The following is a 24,177-nucleotide window of genomic DNA, read 5'->3' on the forward strand; positions in this document are numbered from 1 at the left end:
ATGGGAAGAAATGGGTCTAAATGGGGCATAGGTTGTGATGAAAGCTTGAGGGTCTGTTGCGCATGTCTGCACCGTGTCCGCACCCTCACGTAGAGTGCCGAAGAGGGCACACAGCCCCGTAACTCTTTCGAGTGACCGTCGTTGAGAGTGCGGAGGCGGTTGAAAACACAAGCGCTCGGGCAGGCGTCCGAGACGGTCGACCGCACAGGTGACGATTTCGTACCAGCCTGGAGGCTCAAGGTGACGCGCATCAGCTGCGGAGGGCGGCCATGACTTCCGTCCTCGTCTGCGACGACTCCCCGCTTGCCCGAGAGGCGCTCCGCCGCGCGGTCGCGACCGTGCCCGGTGTCGAGCGTGTGACGACGGCGGCCAACGGCGAGGAAGTCCTCCGCCGCTGGGGCGCCGACCGCTCGGACCTCATCCTGATGGACGTACGCATGCCCGGACTGGGCGGCGTCGAGACCGTGCGGCGGCTGCTGTCCGCCGACCCCGGTGCGCGCATCATCATGCTCACCGTCGCCGAGGACCTCGACGGCGTGGCCCTCGCGGTGGCCGCCGGCGCCCGGGGTTACCTGCACAAGGACGCCTCCCGCGCGGAGTTGCGCGCGACGGTCACGCAGGCGCTCGCCGACCCGACCTGGCGGCTCGCGCCGCGGCGGCTGCGCTCCGCCGAGATGGGGGCCGCGCCGACGCTCACCGCGCGTGAGATCCAGGTGCTCGAAGGCATGAGCCACGGCCGCTCCAACGCCGAGATCGGCCGCGAGCTGTTCCTCTCCGAGGACACCGTGAAAACCCACGCCCGCCGCCTGTTCAAGAAGCTCGGCGCCTCGGACCGGGCGCACGCGGTGGCGCTCGGCTTCCGCTGGGGCCTGGTGCGCTGACGCTGCCGCGTCGGTGCTGCCGCGTGTCCCGGCGAGCGGGGGCGGCGATGAGCCCCCGCTCGGGTGGGGGGAGGAGGCGACACGATGGGGGTACCTCCCTGCCGGGCCTGGGCGGGACCGACGCACAACGGCGCCCGCGACGGACGCATGGGAGAGCCGACGACCGGCGGCCTCTGCATCGGGCGCCCCGGGGATCCGATCCGCGTCGGACGCACGGCGGAGCCGACGGGGGGTCCGGTCTGTGCCGCGTGCACGGCGGAGTCGACGGTGTGTCCGGTCTGTGCCGGAGGCGTGGGTGGGTCGGCGGGCGGTGGTGTTCCGGCCGGAGGGGCTGGGGAGCCGACGCTCGGTGGTGTCCGCGTCGGGCGTGGGTGGAATCCGGCAGCTCACAGGGTTTGTGTGGGGGGCTTGGAGGGGCCTGCGGCCTGTCCGGTCTGTGCCGGGTGCAAGGGGGAGTCGCTGGCTTGTCCGGTCTGTGCCGGGCGCGTGTGGAAGCCGGTGGCCTGTGGATATTGCGTGGGGCGCTCGGCGGAGCCGATGGCCTGTTCGGTCTGTGCCGGGTGCAAGGGGGAGCCGCTGGCTTGTCCGGTCTGTGTCGGGCGCGTGTGGAAGCCGGTGGCCTGTGGATATTGCGTGGGGCGCTCGGCGGAGCCGATGGCCTGTTCGGTCTGTGCCGGGTGCAAGGGGGAGCCGCTGGCCTGTTCGGTTTGTGCCGGGCCCGTGTGGAAGCCGACTGTCTGTGGACATCGTGCCGGGCCCTCAGGGGGGCCGACGGCTGGTCGGCTTTGCGCCGGGTGCCGGGAAGGGGTGGCGGTCGGTGGACGCTGCGCCCGGTGCCGGGAAGGGCTGGCGGCAGGTCGGCTCTGTGCCGGGTGCCGGGAAGGGGCGGCGGCCGGTCGGCTCTGCGGTGGGCGTTCGGGTCGGCCGATGGTCGGGGCTGAGGTCCGCGTGCCCGGTGGTTTCAGGGGGCGTGGGCCAGATTTCGGGTATTCGTGTGAGCACGCCCACTGGAGTGCTGTCGTGCGTGGTCACAGGGGGCGTACGAGGGTCCCGGAACCGGCGGTGGACCGCGCGGTGGGCCGGGAGCGGGGGATGGTCGCTGCTCGTTTCGGCGCGGATGCCGCATCCTTGAGGTGTGGAGTTCCTCGGGGACGAGTCGGTCGAGCGGAAGGGGAGGGCGCAGGGGATGACTTCCGGCGCACCTGCTCATAACGCTTCGGTGCACAACAACGGAGGCAGTGCCGCGGAGCATCCGGCCGCAGGGCACCATGGACCGATGCGTGACGACGAGGCGGCCACTGCCCCAGGGGCGATCGGTGCGCTCGTCCACCGCGCGGTCCACGGGGACGAACAGGCCACGCACGACCTGCTCGCCCATGTCCACCCACTGGCGCTGCGCTACTGCCGCACCCGGCTGTCCCGCCTCCCGGGGGACGCGCGCCACTTCGTCGAGGACCTGGCCCAGGAGGTCTGCGTCGCCGTCCTGCTCGCGCTGCCGCGCTACAAGGACACCGGGCGCCCCTTCGAGGCCTTCGTCTTCGCCATCGCCGCGCACAAGGTCGCCGATCTGCAGCGGGCGGCCATGCGGCACCCCGGCTCGACGGCGGTCCCGTCCGACGAGATGCCCGAGCGGCCGGACGACTCACTCGGCCCCGAGGAGCGGGCGCTGCTCAGCAGTGACGCCGAGTGGGCCAAGAAGCTGCTGGCCAACCTCCCCGAGAACCAGCGCGAGCTGCTCCTGCTGCGCATCGCGGTGGGCCTCACAGCGGAGGAGACCGGCCAGATGTTGGGAATGTCGCCAGGGGCGGTACGGGTGGCCCAGCACCGCGCGCTGAGCAGACTGCGGGCGCTGGCCGAACAGTAGGCGGTGCCCGCGGATGAACAGGTGTGCGCGGTGTTCCGTACGAACATACGAAGCCGTCAGCAGTCCACAACCGTGGAATTTGAGAGCCATGCTTCCCGTTAGCATGGACATCCGCACCGAGCAAGGCCATTTGGGGAAGGTGTCATGACTGCCAACGTCGACGGAGTGCCCGAAAAATTCGCGACCCTCGGGCTGACCTACGACGACGTGCTGCTGCTGCCGGGCGCATCCGAGGTGCTCCCCAACGCAGTCGACACCTCGTCCCTCATTTCCCGCAACATCCGGGTGAACATCCCGCTGCTCTCGGCGGCGATGGACAAGGTGACCGAGTCGCGCATGGCGATCGCCATGGCCCGCCAGGGCGGCGTCGGCGTGCTGCACCGCAACCTCTCCATCGAGGACCAGGTCAACCAGGTCGACCTCGTCAAGAGGTCCGAGTCCGGCATGGTCACCGACCCGATCACGGTGCATCCGGAGGCCACGCTGGCCGAGGCGGACGCCCTGTGCGCCAAGTTCCGTATCAGCGGTGTCCCGGTCACCGACCAGGCGGGCAAGCTGCTCGGCATCGTCACCAACCGTGACATGGCCTTCGAGTCCGACCGTACGCGCCAGGTGCGCGAGGTCATGACGCCGATGCCGCTGGTCACCGGCAAGGTCGGCATCTCCGGTGTGGACGCCATGGAGCTGCTGCGCCGCCACAAGATCGAGAAGCTTCCGCTGGTCGACGACGCGGGCGTCCTCAAGGGCCTCATCACGGTCAAGGACTTCGTCAAGGCCGAGCAGTATCCCCACGCCGCCAAGGACGCCGAGGGCCGGCTGCTGGTCGGTGCCGCCGTCGGCGCCAGCCCCGAGGCCCTGGAGCGCGCCCAGGCCCTGGCCGCGGCGGGCGTCGACTTCCTGGTCGTCGACACCTCGCACGGGCACAACAGCAACGCCCTGAGCTGGATGTCGAAGATCAAGTCGAGCGTCGGTGTGGACGTGATCGGTGGCAACGTCGCGACCCGCGACGGCGCACAGGCCCTGATCGACGCGGGCGTCGACGGCATCAAGGTCGGTATCGGCCCCGGCTCGATCTGTACCACCCGTGTCGTCGCCGGCATCGGCGTCCCGCAGGTCACCGCCATCTATGAGGCCTCCCTCGCGGCACGGCCGGCCGGCATCCCGCTGATCGGTGACGGTGGCCTGCAGTACTCGGGCGACATCGGCAAGGCGCTCGCCGCGGGTGCCGACACGGTGATGCTCGGCAGCCTGCTCGCGGGCTGCGAGGAGTCGCCGGGCGAGCTGCAGTTCATCAACGGCAAGCAGTTCAAGTCGTACCGGGGCATGGGCTCGCTGGGCGCCATGCAGTCCCGCGGCCAGGGCAGGTCGTACTCGAAGGACCGCTACTTCCAGGCCGAGGTGGCGGCCGACGACAAGCTCGTTCCCGAGGGCATCGAGGGCCAGGTGCCCTACCGCGGCCCGCTCGCCAATGTGCTGCACCAGCTCGTCGGCGGTCTGCGCCAGACCATGGGCTACGTGGGGGCCGCGACCATCGCGGAGATGGAGTCGAAGGGCCGCTTCGTGCGGATCACCTCCGCCGGTCTGAAGGAGAGCCACCCGCACGACATCCAGATGACGGTCGAGGCGCCGAACTACAGCCGCACATGACGCGCACGCGCGCGTGAGGCGTGCTCAGGGGCGGTCCCGGGTTCCGGGGCCGCCCTTGTCGTACCCGTCGGGGATACTGGAAGGCGCTGCAACGCATCAGGGAAAGGCCACACACGTGACTGAGATCGAGATCGGGCGCGGCAAGCGCGGCCGCCGGGCGTACGCCTTCGACGACATCGCCGTCGTCCCCAGCCGCCGTACGCGGGACCCGAAGGAGGTCTCGATCGCCTGGCAGATCGACGCCTACCGCTTCGAGCTGCCCTTCCTGGCCGCCCCCATGGACTCCGTCGTCTCCCCGGCCACGGCGATCCGCATCGGTGAGCTCGGCGGCCTCGGCGTGCTGAACCTCGAAGGCCTGTGGACGCGGTACGAGGACCCGCAGCCGCTGCTCGACGAGATCGTCGGCCTGCCGGTCGAGGCCGCCACCCGCCGCCTCCAGGAGATCTACGCCGCGCCGATCAAGGAGGAGCTGATCGGGCAGCGCATCAAGGAGGTGCGCGACTCGGGCGTGGTCACCGCGGCCGCGCTCTCCCCGCAGCGCACGGCGCAGTTCTCCAAGGCCGTGGTGGACGCGGGCGTGGACATCTTCGTCATCCGCGGTACGACCGTGTCGGCGGAGCACGTCTCGTCCTCGCACGAGCCGCTGAACCTGAAGCAGTTCATCTACGAGCTCGACGTCCCGGTGATCGTCGGCGGCTGCGCCACCTACACCGCCGCCCTGCACCTGATGCGCAGTGGCGCGGCGGGCGTCCTGGTCGGCTTCGGCGGCGGCGCCGCGCACACCACACGCAACGTGCTCGGCATCCAGGTGCCGATGGCCACCGCGGTGGCGGACGTGGCCGCCGCCCGCCGGGACTACATGGACGAGTCCGGCGGCCGCTATGTGCACGTGATCGCGGACGGCGGTGTCGGCTGGTCCGGCGACCTGCCCAAGGCGATCGCCTGCGGCGCCGACGCCGTGATGATGGGCTCCCCGCTCGCGCGCGCGACGGACGGCCCGGGCAAGGGCCACCACTGGGGCATGGAGGCCGTCAACGAGGAACTGCCGCGCGGCAAGAAGGTCGACCTCGGCACGGTCGGCACCATCGAGGAGATCCTCACCGGCCCGTCCCACACCCCGGACGGCTCGATGAACTTCTTCGGCGCCCTGCGCCGCGCCATGGCCACCACCGGCTACAGCGAGCTGAAGGAGTTCCAGCGGGTCGAGGTGACGGTGGCGGACTCGCAGCACCGGCGGTAGCCCTACGGCGGCGGAAGGGCCGGTCATCCCGGGTGGGTGACCGGCTCTTTTGCGTGCCGTGAGGCCCTTGTTGGGGGCACATTGTGCGGGAGGGGGCGTGTGGTTGCGTCCAACGTGCTGCCCACCGGGCCAATGGGTGGCGTACTTCACCCGCTCCCCTTCACAACCGATGCGCCGCCCCCGTAGGCGTAGCCCCCCGCGTGTCCAGCAGCAGCTGTGCCTTCACCGACAGGCCCTGCAGGTCGTAGGTGCGGTGGTTCTGGAGCAGGATCGTGAGGTCGGCCTCGGCCGCCGCCTCGTAGAGGGAGTCGGCGCGGGGGACCGGGCGGTCGAGGATGCTCCAGGACGGGATGTGCGGGTCGTGGTAGCTGACGGCGGCGCCGAGTTCCATCAGACGGAACGCGATCTCCTGCGCCGGGGTGGCCTGCTGGTCGGCCAGGTCGGGCTTGTAGGTGACGCCGAGCAGCAGCACGCGCGCGCCGCGGGCCGACTTGCCGTGCTCGTTGAGGAGGGCGGCGGCGCGCTGGACGACGTACCGGGGCATCCGGCTGTTGACCTGCTGGGCCAGTTCCACCATGCGCAGGCCGCGGCCCGCGCGGCCGGTCAGGTCCTGCGGGACGGCGTGGCCGCCGACGCCGGGGCCGGGGCGGAAGGCCTGGAAGCCGAACGGCTTGGTCTCCGCGCAGCGGATGACGTCCCACAGGTCGACGCCCAAGTCATGGCACAGGACGGCCATTTCGTTGACCAGGGCGATGTTGACGTGCCGGTAGTTGGTCTCCAGGAGCTGCACGGTCTCGGCCTCGCGGGGGCCACGCGCGCGTACGACCTTGTCGGTGAGGCGGCCGTAGAAGGCGGCGGCCGACTCGGTGCAGGCGGGCGTGAGGCCGCCGATCACCTTGGGCGTGTTGGCGGGGATGAAGTCGCGGTTGCCGGGGTCGACGCGGCTGGGCGAGTAGGCGAGGTGGAAGTCGCGGCCGGCGCGCAGCCGTGAGACCTCTTCGAGCAGCGGGCGGAGGAATTCCTCGGTCGTGCCCGGGTACACGGGCGACTCCAGGATGACCGTGGTGTGCGGGCGCAGTCGTGCGGCCAGGGTGCGGGCAGCCGCCTCCACCTGGCTCAGGTCCAGCCCGCCGTCCGTGCTTCTGGCGGTCGGGGCGCAGATGACCGCGGTGCGCACCCGGCCGAGTTCGCTCGGGCCCGCGGCGTGCCGGAAGCCCCCCGAGAGCATCCGGCGCAGTTCGGCGGGGCTGAGCGAGCCGGGCTCGGGACCGGTCTTGTAGCCGACGGTGGGGATACCGGCGGCGACAGCGGCCTGGGCCAGCGGCAGGCCGAGCGGGCCGAGTCCGATGACGGCGAGATCTGCGGGCATGGCGTGGTGGCCGTCCTTCCCAGTAACCGAAGCGGGACAGGTGCGCAAGCCCTGTGGACAGGATGAGCCAGCGCAATGTCACACTAGGAGTAAATATGACCGTTTTGCGGTATTGCCCGCGCCCGTGTCCGCGCTCGTGTCCCGTCCTGGCCGCCGGTGTCCGTACTGGTTATCCACAGGCTGGAGGTGTGTGGTGGCTGAAGTCGGACGACACGGTCAGACTTTGAGCGTGGGGGATGTGGACCGGGTCTCGCCCGAGGGGTGTGGCCTGCGCGAGGCGATGAGCGGGAGGCAGCGGTGAGGACAGGGACACTGGGGCCGGCGCAGCGCGCCGTGTCGCTCGCGGCGATGGCCGAGCGGGAGCTGGACGTGCTGGTCGTGGGCGGTGGAGTGGTCGGCGCGGGCACCGCGCTGGACGCCGTGACCCGCGGCCTGTCGACGGGCCTGGTCGAGGCGCGTGACTGGGCGTCGGGCACGTCGAGCCGGTCCAGCAAGCTGATCCACGGCGGTCTGCGCTATCTGGAGATGCTCGACTTCTCCCTCGTCCGCGAGGCGCTGAAGGAGCGCGGCCTGCTGCTGGAGCGGCTGGCCCCGCATCTGGTGAAACCGGTGCCCTTCCTCTACCCCTTGCAGCACAAGGGCTGGGAGCGGCTGTACGCCGGTTCGGGCGTGGCGCTCTACGACGCCATGTCGATGGCCCGCGGGCACGGACGCGGCCTGCCGATACACCGGCACCTGAGCCGCCGTCAGGCACTGCGTGTGGCACCGGCGCTGAAGAAGGACGCGCTGGTCGGCGCGTTGCAGTACTACGACGCCCAGATGGACGACGCCCGCTTCGTCGCCACGCTGGTGCGCACGGCGGTGTCGTACGGGGCGAAGGCGGCCAACCGCGCACGGGTGACCGGTTTCCTGCGCGAGGGCGAGCGGGTGGTCGGGGCCCGGGTGCAGGACGTCGAGGGCGGCGGGGAGTACGAGATCCACGCCAAACAGATCGTCAACGCGACCGGCGTGTGGACGGACGACACGCAGGCCATGGTGGGGGAGCGGGGGCAGTTCCACGTCCGGGCGTCCAAGGGCATCCACCTGGTCGTGCCGAAGGACCGCATCCACTCCACCACCGGGCTGATCCTGCGCACCGAAAAATCCGTGCTGTTCGTCATCCCCTGGGGCCGGCACTGGATCATCGGCACCACCGACACCGACTGGGACCTCGACAAGGCGCACCCCGCCGCGTCCAGCGCCGACATCGACTATCTGCTGGAGCATGTGAACTCGGTGCTCGCGGTGCCGCTGACACGGGACGACGTCGAGGGTGTGTACGCCGGTCTGCGGCCGCTGCTCGCCGGGGAGTCGGACGCCACCAGCAAGCTGTCCCGCGAGCACACCGTCGCGCACCCGGTGCCGGGGCTGGTCGTGGTGGCGGGCGGCAAGTACACGACGTACCGGGTGATGGCCAAGGACGCGGTGGACGAGGCGGTGCACGGCCTCGATCTGCGGGTCGCCGAGTGCGTCACCGAGGACATACCGCTGCTCGGCGCGGAGGGATACCGGGCGCTGTGGAACGCGCGGGCGCGGACAGCGGCGCGCACCGGCCTCCATGTGGTGCGCGTGGAGCACCTGCTGAACCGGTACGGGTCACTGTCGGAGGAGCTGTTCGAACTCATCGCCGACAACTCCTCACTGGGCGAGCCGCTCACCGGCGCCGACGACTATCTGCGCGCCGAGATCGTGTACGCCGCCTCGCACGAGGGCGCCCGGCACCTGGACGACGTCCTGACGCGGCGCACCCGCATCTCCATCGAGACCTTCGACCGGGGCACCCGCTGCGCCCGTGAGGCCGCCGAGTTGATGGCGCCGGTGCTCGGCTGGGACAAGGACCGGATCGAGCGGGAGGTCCAGCACTACGAGAAGCGGGTGGAGGCCGAGCGGGAGTCGCAGCGCCAGCCGGACGACCTGACGGCGGACGCGGCCAGACTGGGGGCGCCGGACATCGTGCCGTTGTAGGAGCGTGGGGACACCCTGGGCGTGAGCCGCTTGTCGGGTGAGGGACAATGGAGGCTCTGTCAGGGCGGGTTGCATGAGGGGACGCATGTCGGAGGCGGAGCGGGCGGGGACATCCCGTCAGGACACTCGTCAGGACAAGAGCGAGCGTCTTCTCGCCGGGCGGTATCGGCTGGGGGACGTGCTCGGCCGCGGCGGCATGGGCACGGTGTGGCGTGCCGAGGACGAGACCCTCGGCCGGACGGTCGCCGTCAAGGAACTGCGGTTCCCGGCCAACATCGACGAGGACGAGAAGCGCCGACTCATCACGCGCACCCTGCGCGAGGCCAAGGCCATCGCGCGGATCCGCAACACCAGCGCGGTGACGGTCTTCGACGTGGTCGACGAGGACGACCGGCCGTGGATCGTGATGGAACTCGTCGAGGGCAAGTCCCTCGCCGAGGTCATCCGTGAGGACGGCGTGCTGCAGCCCCGGCGCGCCGCCGAAGTCGGCCTCGCCGTCCTCGACGTGCTGCGCTCCGCGCACCGCGAGGGCATCCTGCACCGCGATGTGAAGCCGTCGAACGTGCTGATCGCCGAGGACGGCCGGGTCGTGCTCACCGACTTCGGCATCGCCCAGGTCGAGGGCGACCCGTCCATCACCTCCACGGGCATGCTCGTCGGCGCGCCCTCCTACATCTCTCCGGAGCGCGCTCGCGGCCACAAGCCCGGCCCGGCCGCCGACCTGTGGTCGCTCGGCGGTCTGCTGTACGCGGCGGTCGAGGGCGTCCCGCCGTACGACAAGGGCTCCGCGATCGCCACCCTCACCGCGGTGATGACCGAGTCGCTGGAGGAGCCGAAGAACGCCGGTCCGCTCAAGGACGTCATCCACGGGCTGCTCACCAAGGACCCCCAGATGCGCCTCGACGACGCCGGCGCCCGCGCCATGCTCAAGGCCGTGATCGACGCACCCGACCGGAAGACGGCCGAGCCGGCGGACGCGACCAAGGTCGTACCGCTGCCCCCGCAGCCGGACATGCCTGTGAGGGGCGGGGGTTCGGCGGGCGGCGCGGGCCGGGAAGGTGCAGACCGGCTGCGCGGGGCGCTGCGGTCGGCTCGCAAGGCGGCCGTGGCGACGGGTGCGGCGGCGGGGCCCCGTACGACGTCCGGGACCGGGGGCGGTTCGGGCGCAGACGCGGGGCGTACGACCTCTGTGGCGGCGTCGGACTCCGGTGCGCAGGGCGCCAACGGCGCGTCGGGCGGCCGGAGTTCCGGTTGGCCCGTGATGACGCCGCCGGACCTGCCGCCGCGGCCGGTGCCGAGGGCGCCGCTCACCGATGTGGTGCCCCGGCGGACGCTGGTGGTCGTCGCGGTGGTCGTGGTGCTCGCCGTGCTCGGTGTCGTGCTGGCCGTGGCGCTCAACTCGGGCGACGACGGGTCCAGCCAGTCCCAGGGCGGGGGCGACAAGACGGCCGCCGAGGCGAGCAGGAGCGCCGACACCAAGTCCGACGGCGGTGGGATCCACACGGACGGTACGGCGTCGGCCTCGACGGGGTCCGCGCCGGGCAACACACCCAGCGCGAGTGGCGGGGCGGCGGCCGGGGACGGCGACGAGGAGTCGGACAGCTCCTCGGACGGGCAGGATCCCTCGGACGGCACCGCCGCGGACGAGACGTACCAGGGCGGCCAGGGCTACTCCATAGGACTGCCCAAGGGCTGGAAGTACGGGTCGTCGGACGCGGCGGGTGACCGGTTCACCGGGCCCGATGGGCAGAAGCTGCTGATCGCCTGGACCTCCACGCCCAAGGACGATCCCGTCCGGGACTGGAAGAACCAGGAGCGCTCCATGACGCGCTCGCAGTACGACCGGATCCGGATAGTGGAGGTGGACTACCGCGGCTGGAAAACGGCCGACTGGGAGTTCACCTATGTCGACAGGGGCACGAAGTACCGGACGATCGACCGCGGGTTCGTCGTCAACGACCATCAGGGCTATGCGTTGATGTACACGGCGAAGGCCGCCGCGTGGGACGGCGAGTTGCGCAGGTCCACGTGGCGGACGCTGACCGGCACCTTCAAGCCGAAGGCTTGATCGGGCCGGGGAGCGGGTTCGGGACATCAGGTCCCGTGAGGTCTCATGAGATGCCGTGAGATCCTGTGAGATCTTCCCATCCCTCCGTGCGGGTTGCCTCAGGCACGTATCGTGAGTGGTTGCGAACCGTACGCATCGGGAACGCATCCGGAACGGGGCGCCACACGAACGGAATTGACCACCGGGCGGCCGGGGGAGGCAACGTGGACGACTATGCGGGGCGGGTACTCGCCGACCGCTACCGCCTGCCGCTGCCGCCCTCCGACGAGTACGAACTCACGGAGAGCCGGGCCTTCGACACCTACAGCGGGCAGGAAGTCCTGGTGCGGCAGGTGCCGTTGCCGGAGGTCGTCGAGGCGGAGGTGCTCGACGCGGAGGGACTGCCCGAGGGGTTCACGGCGCGTGACCGTGCGGCGCGGCGGCCCTCGACCGGGCGGGCGGGGGCGGTGCGACGGCCCACGGATCCTGCGGTACGGCGTGCGGTGGAGGCCGCCCAGGCGGCTGCCGCGATCCCGGATCATCCGCGGCTCGACCAGGTCTTCGACGTGTTCGCCGAGGGCGGGTCGCTGTGGGTGGTGAGCGAGCTGGTGGCCGCGCGACCGCTGGCCGCGCTGCTCGCCGAGCAGCCGCTGACGCCGTACCGGGCGGCCGAGGTCGCCTCCGACGTGCTGATGGCGCTGCGGGTGCTGCACGCGCACGGCTGGGTGCATCGGAACATCACCGCGCGGACGGTGCTGGTCTGCGACGACGGGCGGGTCATGCTGACCGGCCTGGCGGTGGGGGCGGCGGAGGAGGCGTTGTGCGGGTACGACCCGGTGCCCGCACCTCTGTACGACGACGGTGGTGACGGCGGTGGGGCTGCTGAAGGGGTGGGGACGTTCGGGGCGGCTGAAGGCCGTGGGCTGAACGGCGTGAGCGGCCCCGGCGCCGGTGGTCTCAGTGGCGGCGATCCCGAGGCCGCCCGGCGGGCGGCCATCGAGGCGCGGGCGGCCGGGGGGCTGCCGGTGCCCGGGGGGGACGCTGCGGGTGGAGGCTCGGCCGGGTCGGCCCGCAGGGCGCAGCAGGAGTCCGGCGGGGACGTCCGGGCGGCGCGGGCCGGGGCGATCGCCGCGTACCGGGCGGGGGCACGGGCCGCCGCACGGGTCCAGGAAGCCCAACAGGGCGGGCACGCTGCGCTGCCCGGCGCCCGCCCCGCATCCGAGGGCGGCACAGAGCAGCGCGGACCCGAGAGCAGCCCACCGGGTCGGATAGCCGACCCGTACGGCGTACGCGGCACGCCCTGGCATGGCGCGGGGCCGCGCAACACCGGCTCCGGGCACAACGGGCAGTCCCAGGCCAACGGCGTGGCCCAGCCGGGCTCGCCCGACGGCCCCGGTCTGGACCAGCCGGGCGTGCCGCCGCACGGCCCCGGCCCTGCCCAGCCGGGCGTATCGCCGCACGGCCCTGGTTTTGCCCAGCCGGGCGTGCCGTCCCACGGCCCTGGTCTTGCGCAGCCGGGCGTGCCGTCCCACGGCCCCGGTCTCGCCCAGCCGGGCTCGCCCCACGGCAACGCCCTCGCCCAGCCCGGCGTGCCGCCGCACGGCCCTGGTCTTGCGCAGCCGGGCGTGCCGTCCCACGGCCCCGGTCTCGCCCAGCCGGGCTCGCCCCACGGCAACGCCCTCGCCCAGCCCGGCTCGCCCCACGGCAACGCCCTCGCCCAGCCCGGCGTATCGCCGCACGGCCCCGGCCCCGCCCAGCCCGGCGTATCGCCCCACGGCCCCAGCCTCACCCGACCCGGCGTGCCCCCCCAAGCCGACGGCCTCGCCCGACCCGGCATTCAGCCCCCCGCGCGCGGCAGCGGTGTCGTTCGTCCCGCCGTGTCCGTCCCTGCTCAGGAGGCGGCACGCCCAGCCCGTACCGGCACCCGCTGGGACGACCTCGTGGCCGGAAGCCCCGCGGCCCGCCGCGGCCCCGCGACCGCCTTGGCGGCGGAGCGGGCGCGGCAGGCGCGGATGGCTGTGGTGGGGCCCGTGACCGAGCGGTGGGCGCCTGAGCAGGCCGGACCAGTGCACGAGAACTGGCAGCTCGCACCGCCCATCGGCCCCGCCACCGACCTGTGGGCGCTGGGGGCGCTGCTCTTCCGGGCCGTACAGGGGCATGCGCCCTACCCGGAGGAGTCGACGGCGGAGCTGGTGCAGTTGGTGTGCGCCGAGCCGCCCGCCTTCGCCGAGGAGTGCGGGCCGCTGCGGCCGGTCGTGGAGTCGCTGCTGCGTCAGGACCCCACCGAGCGGCTCGACTTCGAGGAACTGCGCGGCTGGCTGCGTTCGCTGGTGCGGTCCGCGCCCGAGCCGGAGGCGGGCGTGCATGTCGTCCCGGCGCCGCCGCCCGACGCGAGCCGACTGCCGATCGTGCGCCGCAAGGGCGAGCTGGTGCGCAGGCGGCGTGCCGGGCTGCCCGCGCGGCACGGGCGGCACAAGCGGGGGAAGGAGAGGACGCGTTCGCCACGCAGCCTCGGCCGCACCCTGCTCCTGCTGATACTGCTCGCGCTGGCGGGTGCGATCGCGTACGCCATGCTGTTCATGCCGAAGGCCGACCGGACCGGCGAGGGCAGCGGCAGCGGTGCGACCCCCGGCCGGACCGGCGCCGCCGGGCAGGTCAGCCAGGCGCCCGCGCCGACGCCGGAGGCGAGCAGCGAGCCGCGCCCCGACCAGAACTCGCCGGACGACGACCCGACCGGGACGCAGACCGAGGTCGCCGACGGCTTCACCCTGCACGACGACCCGGAGGGCTTCCGGGTCGCCGTCGCCGAGGGCTGGCAGCGCGCGCCCAAGAACGGCAGCGGGCAGGTCGTCTACTCCCAGGGCGACTTCGAGCTGATCGTCGTACCGGGAAGGGACAGCGCGGAGGAGTACGGCAGCGATCCGATGACGTACCAGAAGGAGCGGGAGCCCGAGCTGCGGCCGTACCGGGAGTCCAGCTGGGCCACCTCCACCGGTCTGAAGACCATCGAGGTGGGCGGGCGGACCATGGCCGAGGGGCAGTTCACCTGGAGTGACGACGACGGCCGCGACCTGTTCGTGCGCAACCTCGCGATGCTGCTCGACGGGCGCTACCACGTGCTCCAGGTGCGCGGACCGGAGGCCGAGCGGGACGAGGTGACCCGGCTGTACGAGCAGGCGGCGGCCACCTACCAGGCCACCGGCTGAGCCCGTCAGGGGCAGTTGGCCCGATGGTTGCGTCTCGTCACCGAAAGCGACAACCGTCACAGTGCGGTTTCCTTGGTGCCCCCGTTGTTCCCCGTTCGCGGGCCGGTCCTTACGCTGACCCTGTCAAGAACATTGCGGGGAAACGTGAACCAGATGCAGGGCCTGCTCATCGGGGGCCGCTACCGGCTCACCGACGCCATCGGCAGCGGGGGCATGGGCCGGGTGTGGCGTGCCCATGACGAGGTGTTGCACCGGGCCGTCGCGATCAAGGAGCTGACCGCCGCGCTCTACGTCTCCGACAGCGACCAGGCCGTCCTGCTGGCCCGCACCCGGGCGGAGGCGCGCGCGGCCGCGCGGATCAACCACTCGGCCGTCGTCACCGTCCACGACGTACTCGAACACGACGGCCGGCCATGGATCGTGATGGAGCTGGTCGAGGGCCGCTCGCTCGCCGACGCGGTCAAGGAGCGGGGCCGTATCGAGCCGGTCGAGGCCGCCCGGATCGGTATGTGGGTGCTGCGCGCCCTGCGGGCCGCGCACACCGCCGGTGTGCTGCACCGGGACGTCAAGCCCGGCAACGTCCTGCTCGCCGACGACGGCCGCGTCCTGCTCACCGACTTCGGCATCGCGCAGATCGACGGCGACACGACGATCACCCGCACCGGCGAGGTCGTCGGCTCCGTCGACTACCTCGCCCCCGAGCGGATCCGCGGGCACGACCCGGGACCGGCCGCCGACCTGTGGGCGCTCGGCGCGACGCTGTACACGGCGGTGGAGGGCACCTCGCCGTTCCGCCGCACCTCGCCGCTGGGCACCATGCAGGCCGTCGTCGAGGAGCACCCCGCCGAGCCCCGGTACGCCGGTCCGCTCGGGCCCGTCATCAGCGCGCTGTTGCGCAAGGAACCGGCCGCGCGGCCCGCCTCCGACGAGGCGGAGCGGCTGCTCGCCGAGGTGGCGGACGGGCGCCGGCCGCGGGTGACCGAGGTGTACGTGCCTCCCGCACGGCAGCCGGAAGCGGGCCCGGCGCGGCACGAGACGCGGGAGCACTCCCGGCCGTACCCGGTCGGCCCCGCCCCGGCGCCCGGTGGGTCCAGACGGCGGCTGCGCACGATGGCCCTCGTGGTGGCCATGGCGGCGGTCGTCGGCGGGGCCAGTGCGGTGGTGGTGCAGCATTGGGACGAGAGCCACGCCCGGGACGGCGCGTCGGCCATGTCGTCCGTCACGCCCTCCGCCTCCACCTCACCGAGCCCGGAGGAGTCCGTCCCGGCCACCTGGGTGCGCAAGGACGACCCGGCGGGTTTCAGCCTCTCGCTGCCCAGCGATCGCTGGCAGCGGAAGGTGTACGGCGTCCAGGGCGACCTCACGCAGATCGACTACACCCCCGACGGCGGCACACACCTCATCCGCATCGCCGTCGACACCTCACCGGACTTCGACGACCCCTACGAGCACCAGCGGGACCTGGAGGAGCAGCTCCAGCGGCTGGCGCAGTACCAGCGCGTGACCATGAAGGAGAAGACCTACCGGGACCGCAAGAGTTCCCTGTGGGAGTACACCTGGACCGCGCTGGAGTCCGACCCCGGCGACTACGCGGGGCCGCGCCGGGCGATCGAGGAGATGTACATCGCCCGGGACGGCGTCGAGTACGCGATCTACATGTCGGGGCCCGCGGCGGACTGGGAGACCACGCGGGAACAGTTCGACACGCTGCTGCGGGGGTGGCGGCCGGGACAGCCGTCCTGAGGACGTAGTTCTCCGGGGCATGGTCGTTTGTCGGCCACGCCACCCGTTCGGCCCGGAGCGGCCCGCTCCTGCTGGGGCATGATGTGCTCATGGGGAGCCAGGGGTCCGACGAGCGGGTCATCGCGGGCCGTTACCGGCTCGAGGCGGCGCTCGGGCGGGGCGGCATGGGTGTCGTCTGGCGGGCCACCGACCAGCTGCTCGGCCGCCAGGTGGCCGTCAAGGAACTCGTCCCGGACGACTCCCCGTCGGCGGCCCGCGTCCGCTCCTCACGCGACCGCACACTGCGCGAGGCCCGTGCGCTCGCTCAGTTGCGGCACCCGCACATCAGCGTCGTCCACGACGTCGTCGAGCACGACGAACGTCTCTACATCGTCATGGAGTTGATCGACGGCGGCTCCCTCGCCGACCGGATCGCCGCGCACGGCCCGGTCGACGCCCGCGAGGCCGCCCGGATCGGCATCGCCCTGCTCGGCGCGCTGCGCGCGGCGCACCAGGACGGTGTCCTGCACCGCGACCTCAAGCCGGCGAACGTCCTCATCGAGTCCGGCACCGGCCGCGTCGTCCTCACCGACTTCGGCGTCGCCCAGGTCGAGGGCGCCACCACGCTCACCGAGTCGGGGACGTTCGTCGGCTCGCCCGAGTACACCGCGCCGGAGCGGATGTCGGGGTCCGGCACCGGCCCGGCCTCCGACCTGTGGTCGCTCGGCGTGCTGCTGTGCACGGCGGTCAGCGGAGAATCGCCGTTCCACCGGGACTCGTTGGGTGGTGTCCTGCACGCCGTGGTCGCCGCGCCGATCCGGCCGCCCGCGCAGGTCGGGCCGCTGCTGCCCGTCGTACGCGGGCTGTTGGAGCGCGACCCGGACCGGCGGCTGGACGCGGCGCAGGCCGAGCGGATGCTGCGGGACTTCCTGGAGACGGGCCGTACGGCGGAGCCGACCCGCCTGCAACGCACCCCGCGGGACCGGCTGGTGATCGCGCTGCTGGTGGCCGCGATGGTGGCGGCGGGGGTGTCGGCGGCGGCGCTGCTCGTGAACGGCGGTGCCGGGGAGGGCGGGGACACGCCGGTGAGCCCGGCGCCGAGCACGTCCTTGAGCACGTCCGCGTCGCCGTCGCCCAGCGGCGCCAACAGCCCACCCGAATAGGAGACAAGCGACGGCCTCGGTCACGGGTCTGTGACTGGTGAGCCTTCGTGGTGGATGCAGAAGCGCTTGCCGCGATATGCATGAACGCATGAGCAGCAACGGGGGAGCCCGCTACGGGTCCGACGAGCCAACGAGTTTCGGTCTGCAACCGCCGGTTCAGCCGGTCGCCGTACCGCATCCGAACAACCCGTACGCATCGCCCACCCAGGTCGTGCCGCAGCAGGCACCTCAGCAGCCCGCGCATTCCGGCCGGCCGCAGTCCGCCGACCGGCCCCCGCAGGACCCCGGCGCCGGGCGGCTCATCGCGGGCCGCTACCGGCTGCTCGCGAAGCTCGGGCACGGCGGCATGGGCACGGTGTGGCGCGCGAAGGACGAGACGGTGGACCGGGAGGTCGCGGTCAAGGAACCCCGTGTTCCGGACCACCTTCCCGAGCGCGAACGCGCCAACGCCTTCGAGCGGATGCGCCGAGAGGCCCGCGCCGCGGCCCGGCTCGACCACCCGGCGGTGGTGAACGTGCACGACGTCGCCGTGGTGGACGATCGGCCGTGGATCGTGATGGAGCTGGTGCAGGGACGTTCCCTCGGTGACGCGCTCCAGGAGGGCACCCTGTCCGCCCGCGAGGCGGCGAAGGTCGGCCTGGAGGTGCTCGGCGCGCTGGAGGCCGCGCACGCCGCCGGCATCCTGCATCGGGACGTCAAGCCGGACAACGTCCTGCTGGGCCGTCATGACCGCGTCGTCCTCACCGATTTCGGCATCGCGCAGATCGAGGGCGAGACGAACCTGACCGACACCGGCGGTTTCGTCGGCTCGCCCGAGTACATCGCCCCGGAGCGGGTCCTCGGCCGGCGCCCCGGCCCGGCGTCGGACCTCTGGTCGCTGGGCGTCGTGCTCTACGCGGCCACGGAGGGCGTGTCCCCCTTCCGCCGCAGCAACACCCCGGCCACCCTGCAGTCCGTCCTCAACGCCACGCCCGCGCCGCCCGCCTCGGCCTCCGGCCCGCTCGCCGAGGTCATCAACGGCCTGCTCCAGAAGGACCCGGCGCGCCGCCCGAACGCCGCCCGGGTCCGCTCCCTGCTGGAGGCGGCCGCCGACCCGCCCGCGCCGGTGCCCACACACGTCGTGACGGTGGGCGGCGGCAGCGGACGGGGCGGCGGCGTCCGGCTCGGGCGCAGGACGCTGCTGGGGCTGGGCGCGGCGGTCGTCGCGGTGGCGGTGGCGGCGTACCTGGTGATCGCCGACCCGTTCGCGGGCCCGCTGCCCGAGGGCTGGACGACGAAGGCCGAGAGGGACGTCGCCGCGACCGTCGCGTATCCCGAGGGCTACGAGCGGACCGTGCCCGAGGACTCCGACGACGGCCACTGGGTGACGTACACCGACCCGAGCGGAAGCATCTGGATGGGCCTGCGCCTCGACAAGAAGTCCGAGGACACGAGCAACTCCATCCAGGGGTCCGCGGCCGCCGAGATGTACGAGGACAACGGGGTCTTCGAGGAGAGCGGCAGCTACGACTTCGGCATGCCGGAGAACCCGAGGACCGAGCCGGACGACGAGATCAAGTACAAGGGCGAGGACGCCGCGCACAACACCATCGCGTACGACACGACCGACAGTCAGAATCCGCGCCCCCGTGAGGTGCAGATCTTCTACTACAGGAACGCCGACCGGGACATGTACAAGCTCACCGTCAGCTACCCCGGCAAGGGCGACTTCACCGAGCGCGGTCGCGAGGTGGCCCGGATCGCGATCGCGAACCTGGACATCGACAGGCTCTGACCCGCGTCGACAAAGTCGCGTTCCGCAGGGTAGGCATGGGACATGAGTGACGGCGGCGAACACCAGCGCGACGGACGTCTGGTCGGCGGGCGCTACCGGTTGATCGAGCGCATCGGCTCCGGCGGCATGGGCACCGTCTGGCGGGCGCGCGACGAACTGGTCGAGCGCGAAGTCGCCGTCAAGCAGCCCCGTCTGCCGGGCGACCCGGAGGACGAGACCCACCGCCGGGCCGCCCACCGCCTGTACCGCGAGGCCCGGGCCGCCGCCCGCGTCGACCATCCGTCCGCCGTCACCATCCACGACGTCGTGGTGGAGGACGCAATCCCCTGGATCGTCATGGAGCTGATCCGGGGCGAGTCCCTCCACGAGGCCCTCCAGCGTGGCCCGGTGGACGCCCCCGAGACGGCCCGCATCGGCCTCGCCGTCCTCGGCGCCCTGCGCGCCGCGCACGCGGTCGGCATCGTGCACCGGGACGTCAAACCCGCCAACGTCCTGCTCGGCGCCCATGGCCGCGTCGTCCTCACCGACTTCGGCATCGCCCACGTCCAGGGCGAGGAGTCCCTCACCATGAGCGGCGAGTTCGTCGGCTCACTGGAGTTCATCGCCCCCGAACGCATGTCCGGCCGCGGCGCGGGCCCCGCCTCCGACCTGTGGTCCCTGGGGGTCCTGCTGTACGCCGCCGTCGAGGGCTGGTCCCCTTTCCGCCGTACGACGCTGGAGTCGACGCTCGCCGCGATCCTCGCCGCGGATCCGCCCGAACCGAAGCAGGCCGGCCCACTGGGGCCGCTGCTCGTCCGGCTCCTGGCGAAGGATCCCGAGCAGCGACCGGGTGCGGAGGAGGTCGCCGTGGGGTTGAAGGCGGTGGCGGAGGGCTGGCCGGAGGTGCCGGACGGTGCGGCGACGGCCGCTCAGGAGGCCTCCGGGCTGGACGGGTTCGCGGACGACGCCGGGACGGTACGGCTACGGGGGCAGGCCGCGGCTGCGCCGGAGCCGCCGACGGCCGTACCGGACCCCACCGAACAGCCCACGAAACCCACACGTCACCCCCTCCGCCACCCGATCCCCGCCGTCCTGCTCGGCATCCTCGTCACCGGCGGCGTCTGGCTCGCCACCTCCTCCTTCCGCCCCGACCCCGATCCCGCCCCCGGCGCCGCGGCGAACACGGAGCGGACCGCCACCTCCGGCTCGGCCCCCGGCGTCGTCGCGTCCCCCACCCCCACCTGGACCACTCACCGCGAGAAGGACCTGGCCGCCGTCCTCTCCCTCCCCGGCGACTACAAGGAAGCCGCCCGTGAGGGCAGCGCCGGCGATCCGCCCCGCCTGGTCGTCTACGACCTCGGCAACACCATCCAGGTCCGCCTCACCCGGTGGGACGAGGCACCCGGCTCCCCGATGACCCGGGCCCGTCAGGCGCACGCCACCTGGGACAGCTACAACGGCGACGCCCGCACGCAGTACACCCCCACCAGCTTCGGCGGCCGGGAAGCCGTCCTCGCCGACACCACCTACAACATGGATCAGGACCCGACCCGCGTCATGCAGCTGGTGATCCTCACCGACGACGGCCGGATGTACGAGTTGCGCGTCGACATGCCCAAGGGCACGCCCGACGAGAAGAAGGGCACCGCCGTGTTCAAGGGCGCCCGCGACCGACTCCTGATCGAAGCCGACCGAGCCTCGCCAACGCCCTGATCAGCACGTTCGTTGCCAGTGATCACTGGCGGCATGTGTGTACTCCGTGAATCCCGATTACCGACGGGTACACAAAGCCTTCGGCGCGGCATACCCTGCGGCTCATGACGGACTCGCAGGCCCTGGAACAGGCCACGCACACCACCGGCACGAATCCCCTCGCCCCCTCCCCCGAGGGCGCCCGCACCGCCGCGGACGTGGTCACCCCCGAGCTGATCGCCCAGCTCACGCGGGGCGTGGCCGGTTCCGGCCGGACCGCCAACCACACGCCGTTCACCGGCGAGAAGCTGGCCGACCTGCCCGAGTCCACGCCGGAGGACGTGCAGAAGGCGTTCGCGGCGGCCCGTACCGCACAGGCGGTGTGGGCGAAAGAGCCGGTACGGCAGCGCGCGGCCGTGCTGCTCCGCTTCCACGACCTGGTCCTTGAGCGCCAGGCCGAGGTTCTCGACCTGATCCAGCTGGAGACCGGCAAGGCCCGGCTGCACGCCCACGAGGAGGTGCAGGCCGTCGCCGTCGCGGCCCGGTACTACGGCCGCAGGGCCGCCGCCTATCTGAAGCCCAAGCGGCACACCGGCGCCGTCCCGGCCCTCACCAAGGTCACCGAACTGCGCCACCCGCGGGGCGTGGTCGGCCAGATCGCCCCCTGGAACTACCCGCTGGAGCTGTCGGTCGGCGACGCGCTCCCCGCGTTCGTCGCGGGCAACGCGGTGGTGATGAAGCCGGACACGGAGACCTGCCTCACCGCGCTCTGGGCGCGCGACCTGCTGATCGAGGCCGGGCTGCCCGCCGACGTCTTCCAGGTCGTCCTCGGTGAGGGCCCGGTCGTCGGCCCCGAGGTCGTCAAGCACGCCGACTACGTCTCGTTCACCGGCTCCACCCGCACCGGCCGGGAGGTCGCCCAGGGCGCCGCCGCCCGGCTGGTCGGCGTCTCCCTCGAACTGGGCGGCAAGAACGCCATGCTGGTCCTGGAGGACGCGGACGTGGAGAAGGCCGCCGCCGGCGCCGTCCGGGCGTGCTTCTCCTCCGCCGGCCAACTGTGCATCTCCATCGAGCGGTTGTACGTCCACGAGTCGGTCGCGGACGCCTTCGTGGAGCGCTTCGCCGCCCGCACGAAGGCCATGCGGCTCGGCACGTCCCTCGCGTACGGCGCCGACATGGGCTCACTGGTGGGCGAACGCCAGCTGGAAACCGTCCAACGGCATGTGGAGGAGGCGGTGGCCAAGGGCGCGAAGGTCGTCGCGGGCGGGGTGGCGCGGCCCGACATCGGCCCGTACTTCTTCGAGCCGACGATCCTCGACGGCGTCGAGCCGGCGATGACCGTCTGCACCGAGGAGACCTTCGGCCCGGTCGTCTCCGTCTACCGTTTCAAGACCGACGACGAGGCGATCGAGCACGCCAACTCCACGCCGTACGGCCTGAACTCCTCGGTCTGGACGACGAACGCCCGGCGCGGCCGCGAGGTCGCCGCCCGCCTGCGCACCGGCACCGTCAACATCAACGAGGGCTACGCGCCGGCGTACGGCAGCGTCCAGTCCCCGATGGGCGGCATGAAGGACTCCGGCCTGGGCCGCCGCCACGGCTCCGAGGGCATCCTCAAGTACACGGAGGCCCAGACGATCGCCCACCAGCGCCTGCTGCCGATGGCCCCGTCCCTGGGCATGGACGACGAGAAGTACGCGGCGTTCATGAGCCGCAGCCTGAGGGTGATGAAGGCACTGAGGTTCCGCTGAAGCCCCGGCCCCACCCATCCCCACTGTTCTCAACGAGGAGAGCACGTGCCCAAGGACGTGTACGACTACGACGTCATCGTGGTCGGCTCCGGCTTCGGCGGCTCGGTAACCGCCCTGCGCCTGACCGAGAAGGGCTACCGCGTAGGCGTCCTGGAGGCCGGTCGCCGCTTCACCCGAGCCACCCTCCCCAAGAACTCCTGGGACCTGAGGAACTACCTCTGGGCCCCCAGGCTCGGCATGTACGGCCTGCAGCGCATCCACCTGCTCGGCAACGTCATGGTCCTGGCGGGCGCAGGCGTGGGCGGCGGCTCGCTCAACTACGCCAACACCCTCTACGTACCGCCGAAGCCCTTCTTCGAGGACCCCCAGTGGGGCCACATCACCGACTGGCAGGAGGAGCTGGCACCGTACTACGACCAGGCCCAGCGCATGCTCGGCGTACGGCTGAACCCGACGATGACCCCCTCCGACGTCCACCTGAAGGCCGCCGCGCAGCGGATGGGCGTCGGCGACACCTTCCACATGGCGCCGGTCGGAGTCTTCTTCGGCGACGGCAAGGACGCCGACCGCACGGTCAGGGCGCGCCCCGGCGAGGAGGTGGCCGACCCGTACTTCGGCGGCGCCGGTCCGGCCCGCCGCGCCTGTGCCGAGTGCGGCGAGTGCATGACCGGCTGCCGCCACGGCGCCAAGAACACCCTCAACGAGAACTACCTCCACCTCGCCGAGCAGGGCGGCGCGGTCATCCACCCCATGACGACGGTCGTCTCCCTCACCGACGACTCACAGGGGGGGTACGCCGTCACCACCCTGCCCACCGACCAGGGCAGGAAGGGCAACGGCCGCACCTTCCGCGCCCGCCACGTCGTCCTGGCGGCCGGTACCTACGGCACCCAGACCCTGCTGCACCGGATGAAGGCCACCGGCCGGCTGCCGTACCTCTCCGACCGTCTCGGCGAGCTCACCCGCACCAACTCCGAGGCCCTGGTCGGCGCCCAGACCACCAACCGCCGCTACCGCAAGGTCACCGGCGAACGGAGGGTCGACTTCACCCGCGGCGTCGCCATCACGTCCTCCATCCACCCGGACGCCCACACCCATATCGAGCCGGTCCGCTACGGCAAGGGCTCCAACTCGATGGGCGGCATGGCGATCCTCCAGATCCCGTACGCGGAGGGCTCCTCCCGCCTGCTGGCCTTCCTGCGCAACGCCGCCCGCCACCCCCTCCTGCTGCTCCGTTCCCTCAACAACCACCGCTGGTCGGAACGGACCATCATCGGCCTGGTGATGCAGTCGCTGGACAACTCGCTGACGACCTATCTGAAACCGGACGGCGTCGGCAAGGGCCTGCTGACCGCCCGGCAGGGGCACGGCGCGCCCAACCCCAAGCAGATCAGGGCCGCCTCGGAGGGCGCGTCGGCGATCGCCGCCGAGATCAACGGCTTCGCCGGCAGCAACATCGGCGAACTGATGGGCACCCCGCTCACCGCGCACTTCCTCGGCGGCTGCCCGATCGGCGACTCACGCGAGACCGGCGTGATCGACCCCTACCACCGGCTGTACGGCCACCCGGGCATCTCCGTCGTCGACGGCGCGGCCGTCTCCGCCAACCTGGGCGTCAACCCGTCCCTCACCATCACGGCACAGGCCGAGCGCGCGATGTCGTACTGGCCCAACAAGGGTGAGGCCGACCCGCGCCCGCCGCAGGGAGCGGCGTACGAACGCCTGAAGCCGGTCGAGCCGAAGTCCCCGGCGGTCCCGGCGGACGCGTTCGGCGCGCTGCGGCTGCCGTTCCTGGGGATGCCGACGGTGCCGCCGAAGTCCTGACGACAGCAAGAGAG

14 protein-coding genes are annotated in these 24,177 nt (G+C 72.2%); 13 read left to right on the forward strand and 1 reads right to left on the reverse strand.

Annotated features, from left to right (window positions below):
- Positions 1–269: 269 nt before the first annotated feature.
- The 4 genes from KWI83_RS16045 (at position 270) to KWI83_RS16060 (ending at position 5,632) form a co-directional block, all read left to right on the forward strand.
- Positions 270–881, forward strand: a complete 612-nt coding sequence (locus KWI83_RS16045; RefSeq protein ID WP_003948568.1) for a response regulator transcription factor — start codon at positions 270–272, stop codon at positions 879–881.
- Positions 882–2,157: 1,276 nt separating this feature from the next.
- Positions 2,158–2,745, forward strand: coding sequence for a sigma-70 family RNA polymerase sigma factor (locus KWI83_RS16050; protein WP_218515024.1), 588 nt, complete (start codon positions 2,158–2,160; stop codon positions 2,743–2,745).
- Positions 2,746–2,889: 144 nt separating this feature from the next.
- Entirely contained in the window at positions 2,890–4,392 is a 1,503-nt protein-coding gene (gene guaB, locus KWI83_RS16055; RefSeq protein WP_218515025.1) for an IMP dehydrogenase, read from the forward strand.
- Positions 4,393–4,507: 115 nt separating this feature from the next.
- Positions 4,508–5,632 (forward strand): GuaB3 family IMP dehydrogenase-related protein, encoded by a 1,125-nt coding sequence (locus KWI83_RS16060; RefSeq protein ID WP_218515026.1) that lies wholly within the window; start codon positions 4,508–4,510, stop codon positions 5,630–5,632.
- A 160-nt stretch (positions 5,633–5,792) separates the two neighbouring features.
- On the opposite strand, the gene KWI83_RS16065 is transcribed toward KWI83_RS16060, so the two are convergent.
- Positions 5,793–7,001, reverse strand: a complete 1,209-nt coding sequence (locus KWI83_RS16065; protein ID WP_218515027.1) for a nucleotide sugar dehydrogenase — start codon at positions 6,999–7,001, stop codon at positions 5,793–5,795.
- Positions 7,002–7,298: 297 nt separating this feature from the next.
- On the opposite strand from KWI83_RS16065, the gene KWI83_RS16070 reads away from it, so the two are divergent.
- From KWI83_RS16070 to KWI83_RS16110, 9 genes are all read left to right on the forward strand, one after another.
- A complete protein-coding gene (locus KWI83_RS16070) occupies positions 7,299–9,005 on the forward strand; it encodes a glycerol-3-phosphate dehydrogenase/oxidase (protein ID WP_218515028.1) in 1,707 nt (568 codons plus the stop codon).
- Positions 9,006–9,090: 85 nt separating this feature from the next.
- Complete coding sequence (locus KWI83_RS16075; RefSeq protein ID WP_218515069.1) at positions 9,091–11,073, forward strand: serine/threonine-protein kinase; 1,983 nt, start codon at positions 9,091–9,093, stop codon at positions 11,071–11,073.
- A gap of 203 nt (positions 11,074–11,276) precedes the next feature.
- Complete coding sequence (locus KWI83_RS16080) at positions 11,277–14,258, forward strand: protein kinase (RefSeq protein ID WP_218515029.1); 2,982 nt, start codon at positions 11,277–11,279, stop codon at positions 14,256–14,258.
- Between the two features lie 153 nt (positions 14,259–14,411).
- Positions 14,412–16,001: a serine/threonine-protein kinase gene (locus tag KWI83_RS16085; RefSeq protein ID WP_218515070.1), complete on the forward strand. Its 1,590-nt coding sequence runs from the start codon at positions 14,412–14,414 to the stop codon at positions 15,999–16,001.
- Positions 16,002–16,090: 89 nt separating this feature from the next.
- Positions 16,091–17,143, forward strand: coding sequence for a serine/threonine-protein kinase (locus KWI83_RS16090; RefSeq protein WP_218515030.1), 1,053 nt, complete (start codon positions 16,091–16,093; stop codon positions 17,141–17,143).
- A gap of 88 nt (positions 17,144–17,231) precedes the next feature.
- Positions 17,232–18,917, forward strand: a complete 1,686-nt coding sequence (locus KWI83_RS16095; protein WP_218515031.1) for a serine/threonine-protein kinase — start codon at positions 17,232–17,234, stop codon at positions 18,915–18,917.
- A 42-nt stretch (positions 18,918–18,959) separates the two neighbouring features.
- Positions 18,960–20,609: a serine/threonine-protein kinase gene (locus KWI83_RS16100; RefSeq protein ID WP_218515032.1), complete on the forward strand. Its 1,650-nt coding sequence runs from the start codon at positions 18,960–18,962 to the stop codon at positions 20,607–20,609.
- A gap of 104 nt (positions 20,610–20,713) precedes the next feature.
- Positions 20,714–22,339: a succinic semialdehyde dehydrogenase gene (locus KWI83_RS16105; RefSeq protein ID WP_218515033.1), complete on the forward strand. Its 1,626-nt coding sequence runs from the start codon at positions 20,714–20,716 to the stop codon at positions 22,337–22,339.
- A gap of 45 nt (positions 22,340–22,384) precedes the next feature.
- Positions 22,385–24,163 (forward strand): GMC oxidoreductase, encoded by a 1,779-nt coding sequence (locus KWI83_RS16110; RefSeq protein ID WP_218515034.1) that lies wholly within the window; start codon positions 22,385–22,387, stop codon positions 24,161–24,163.
- Positions 24,164–24,177: the final 14 nt, after the last annotated feature.

The sequence above is a fragment of the Streptomyces sp. TRM70350 genome, assembly GCF_019219825.1.
Classification (GTDB): Bacteria; Actinomycetota; Actinomycetes; order Streptomycetales; family Streptomycetaceae; genus Streptomyces.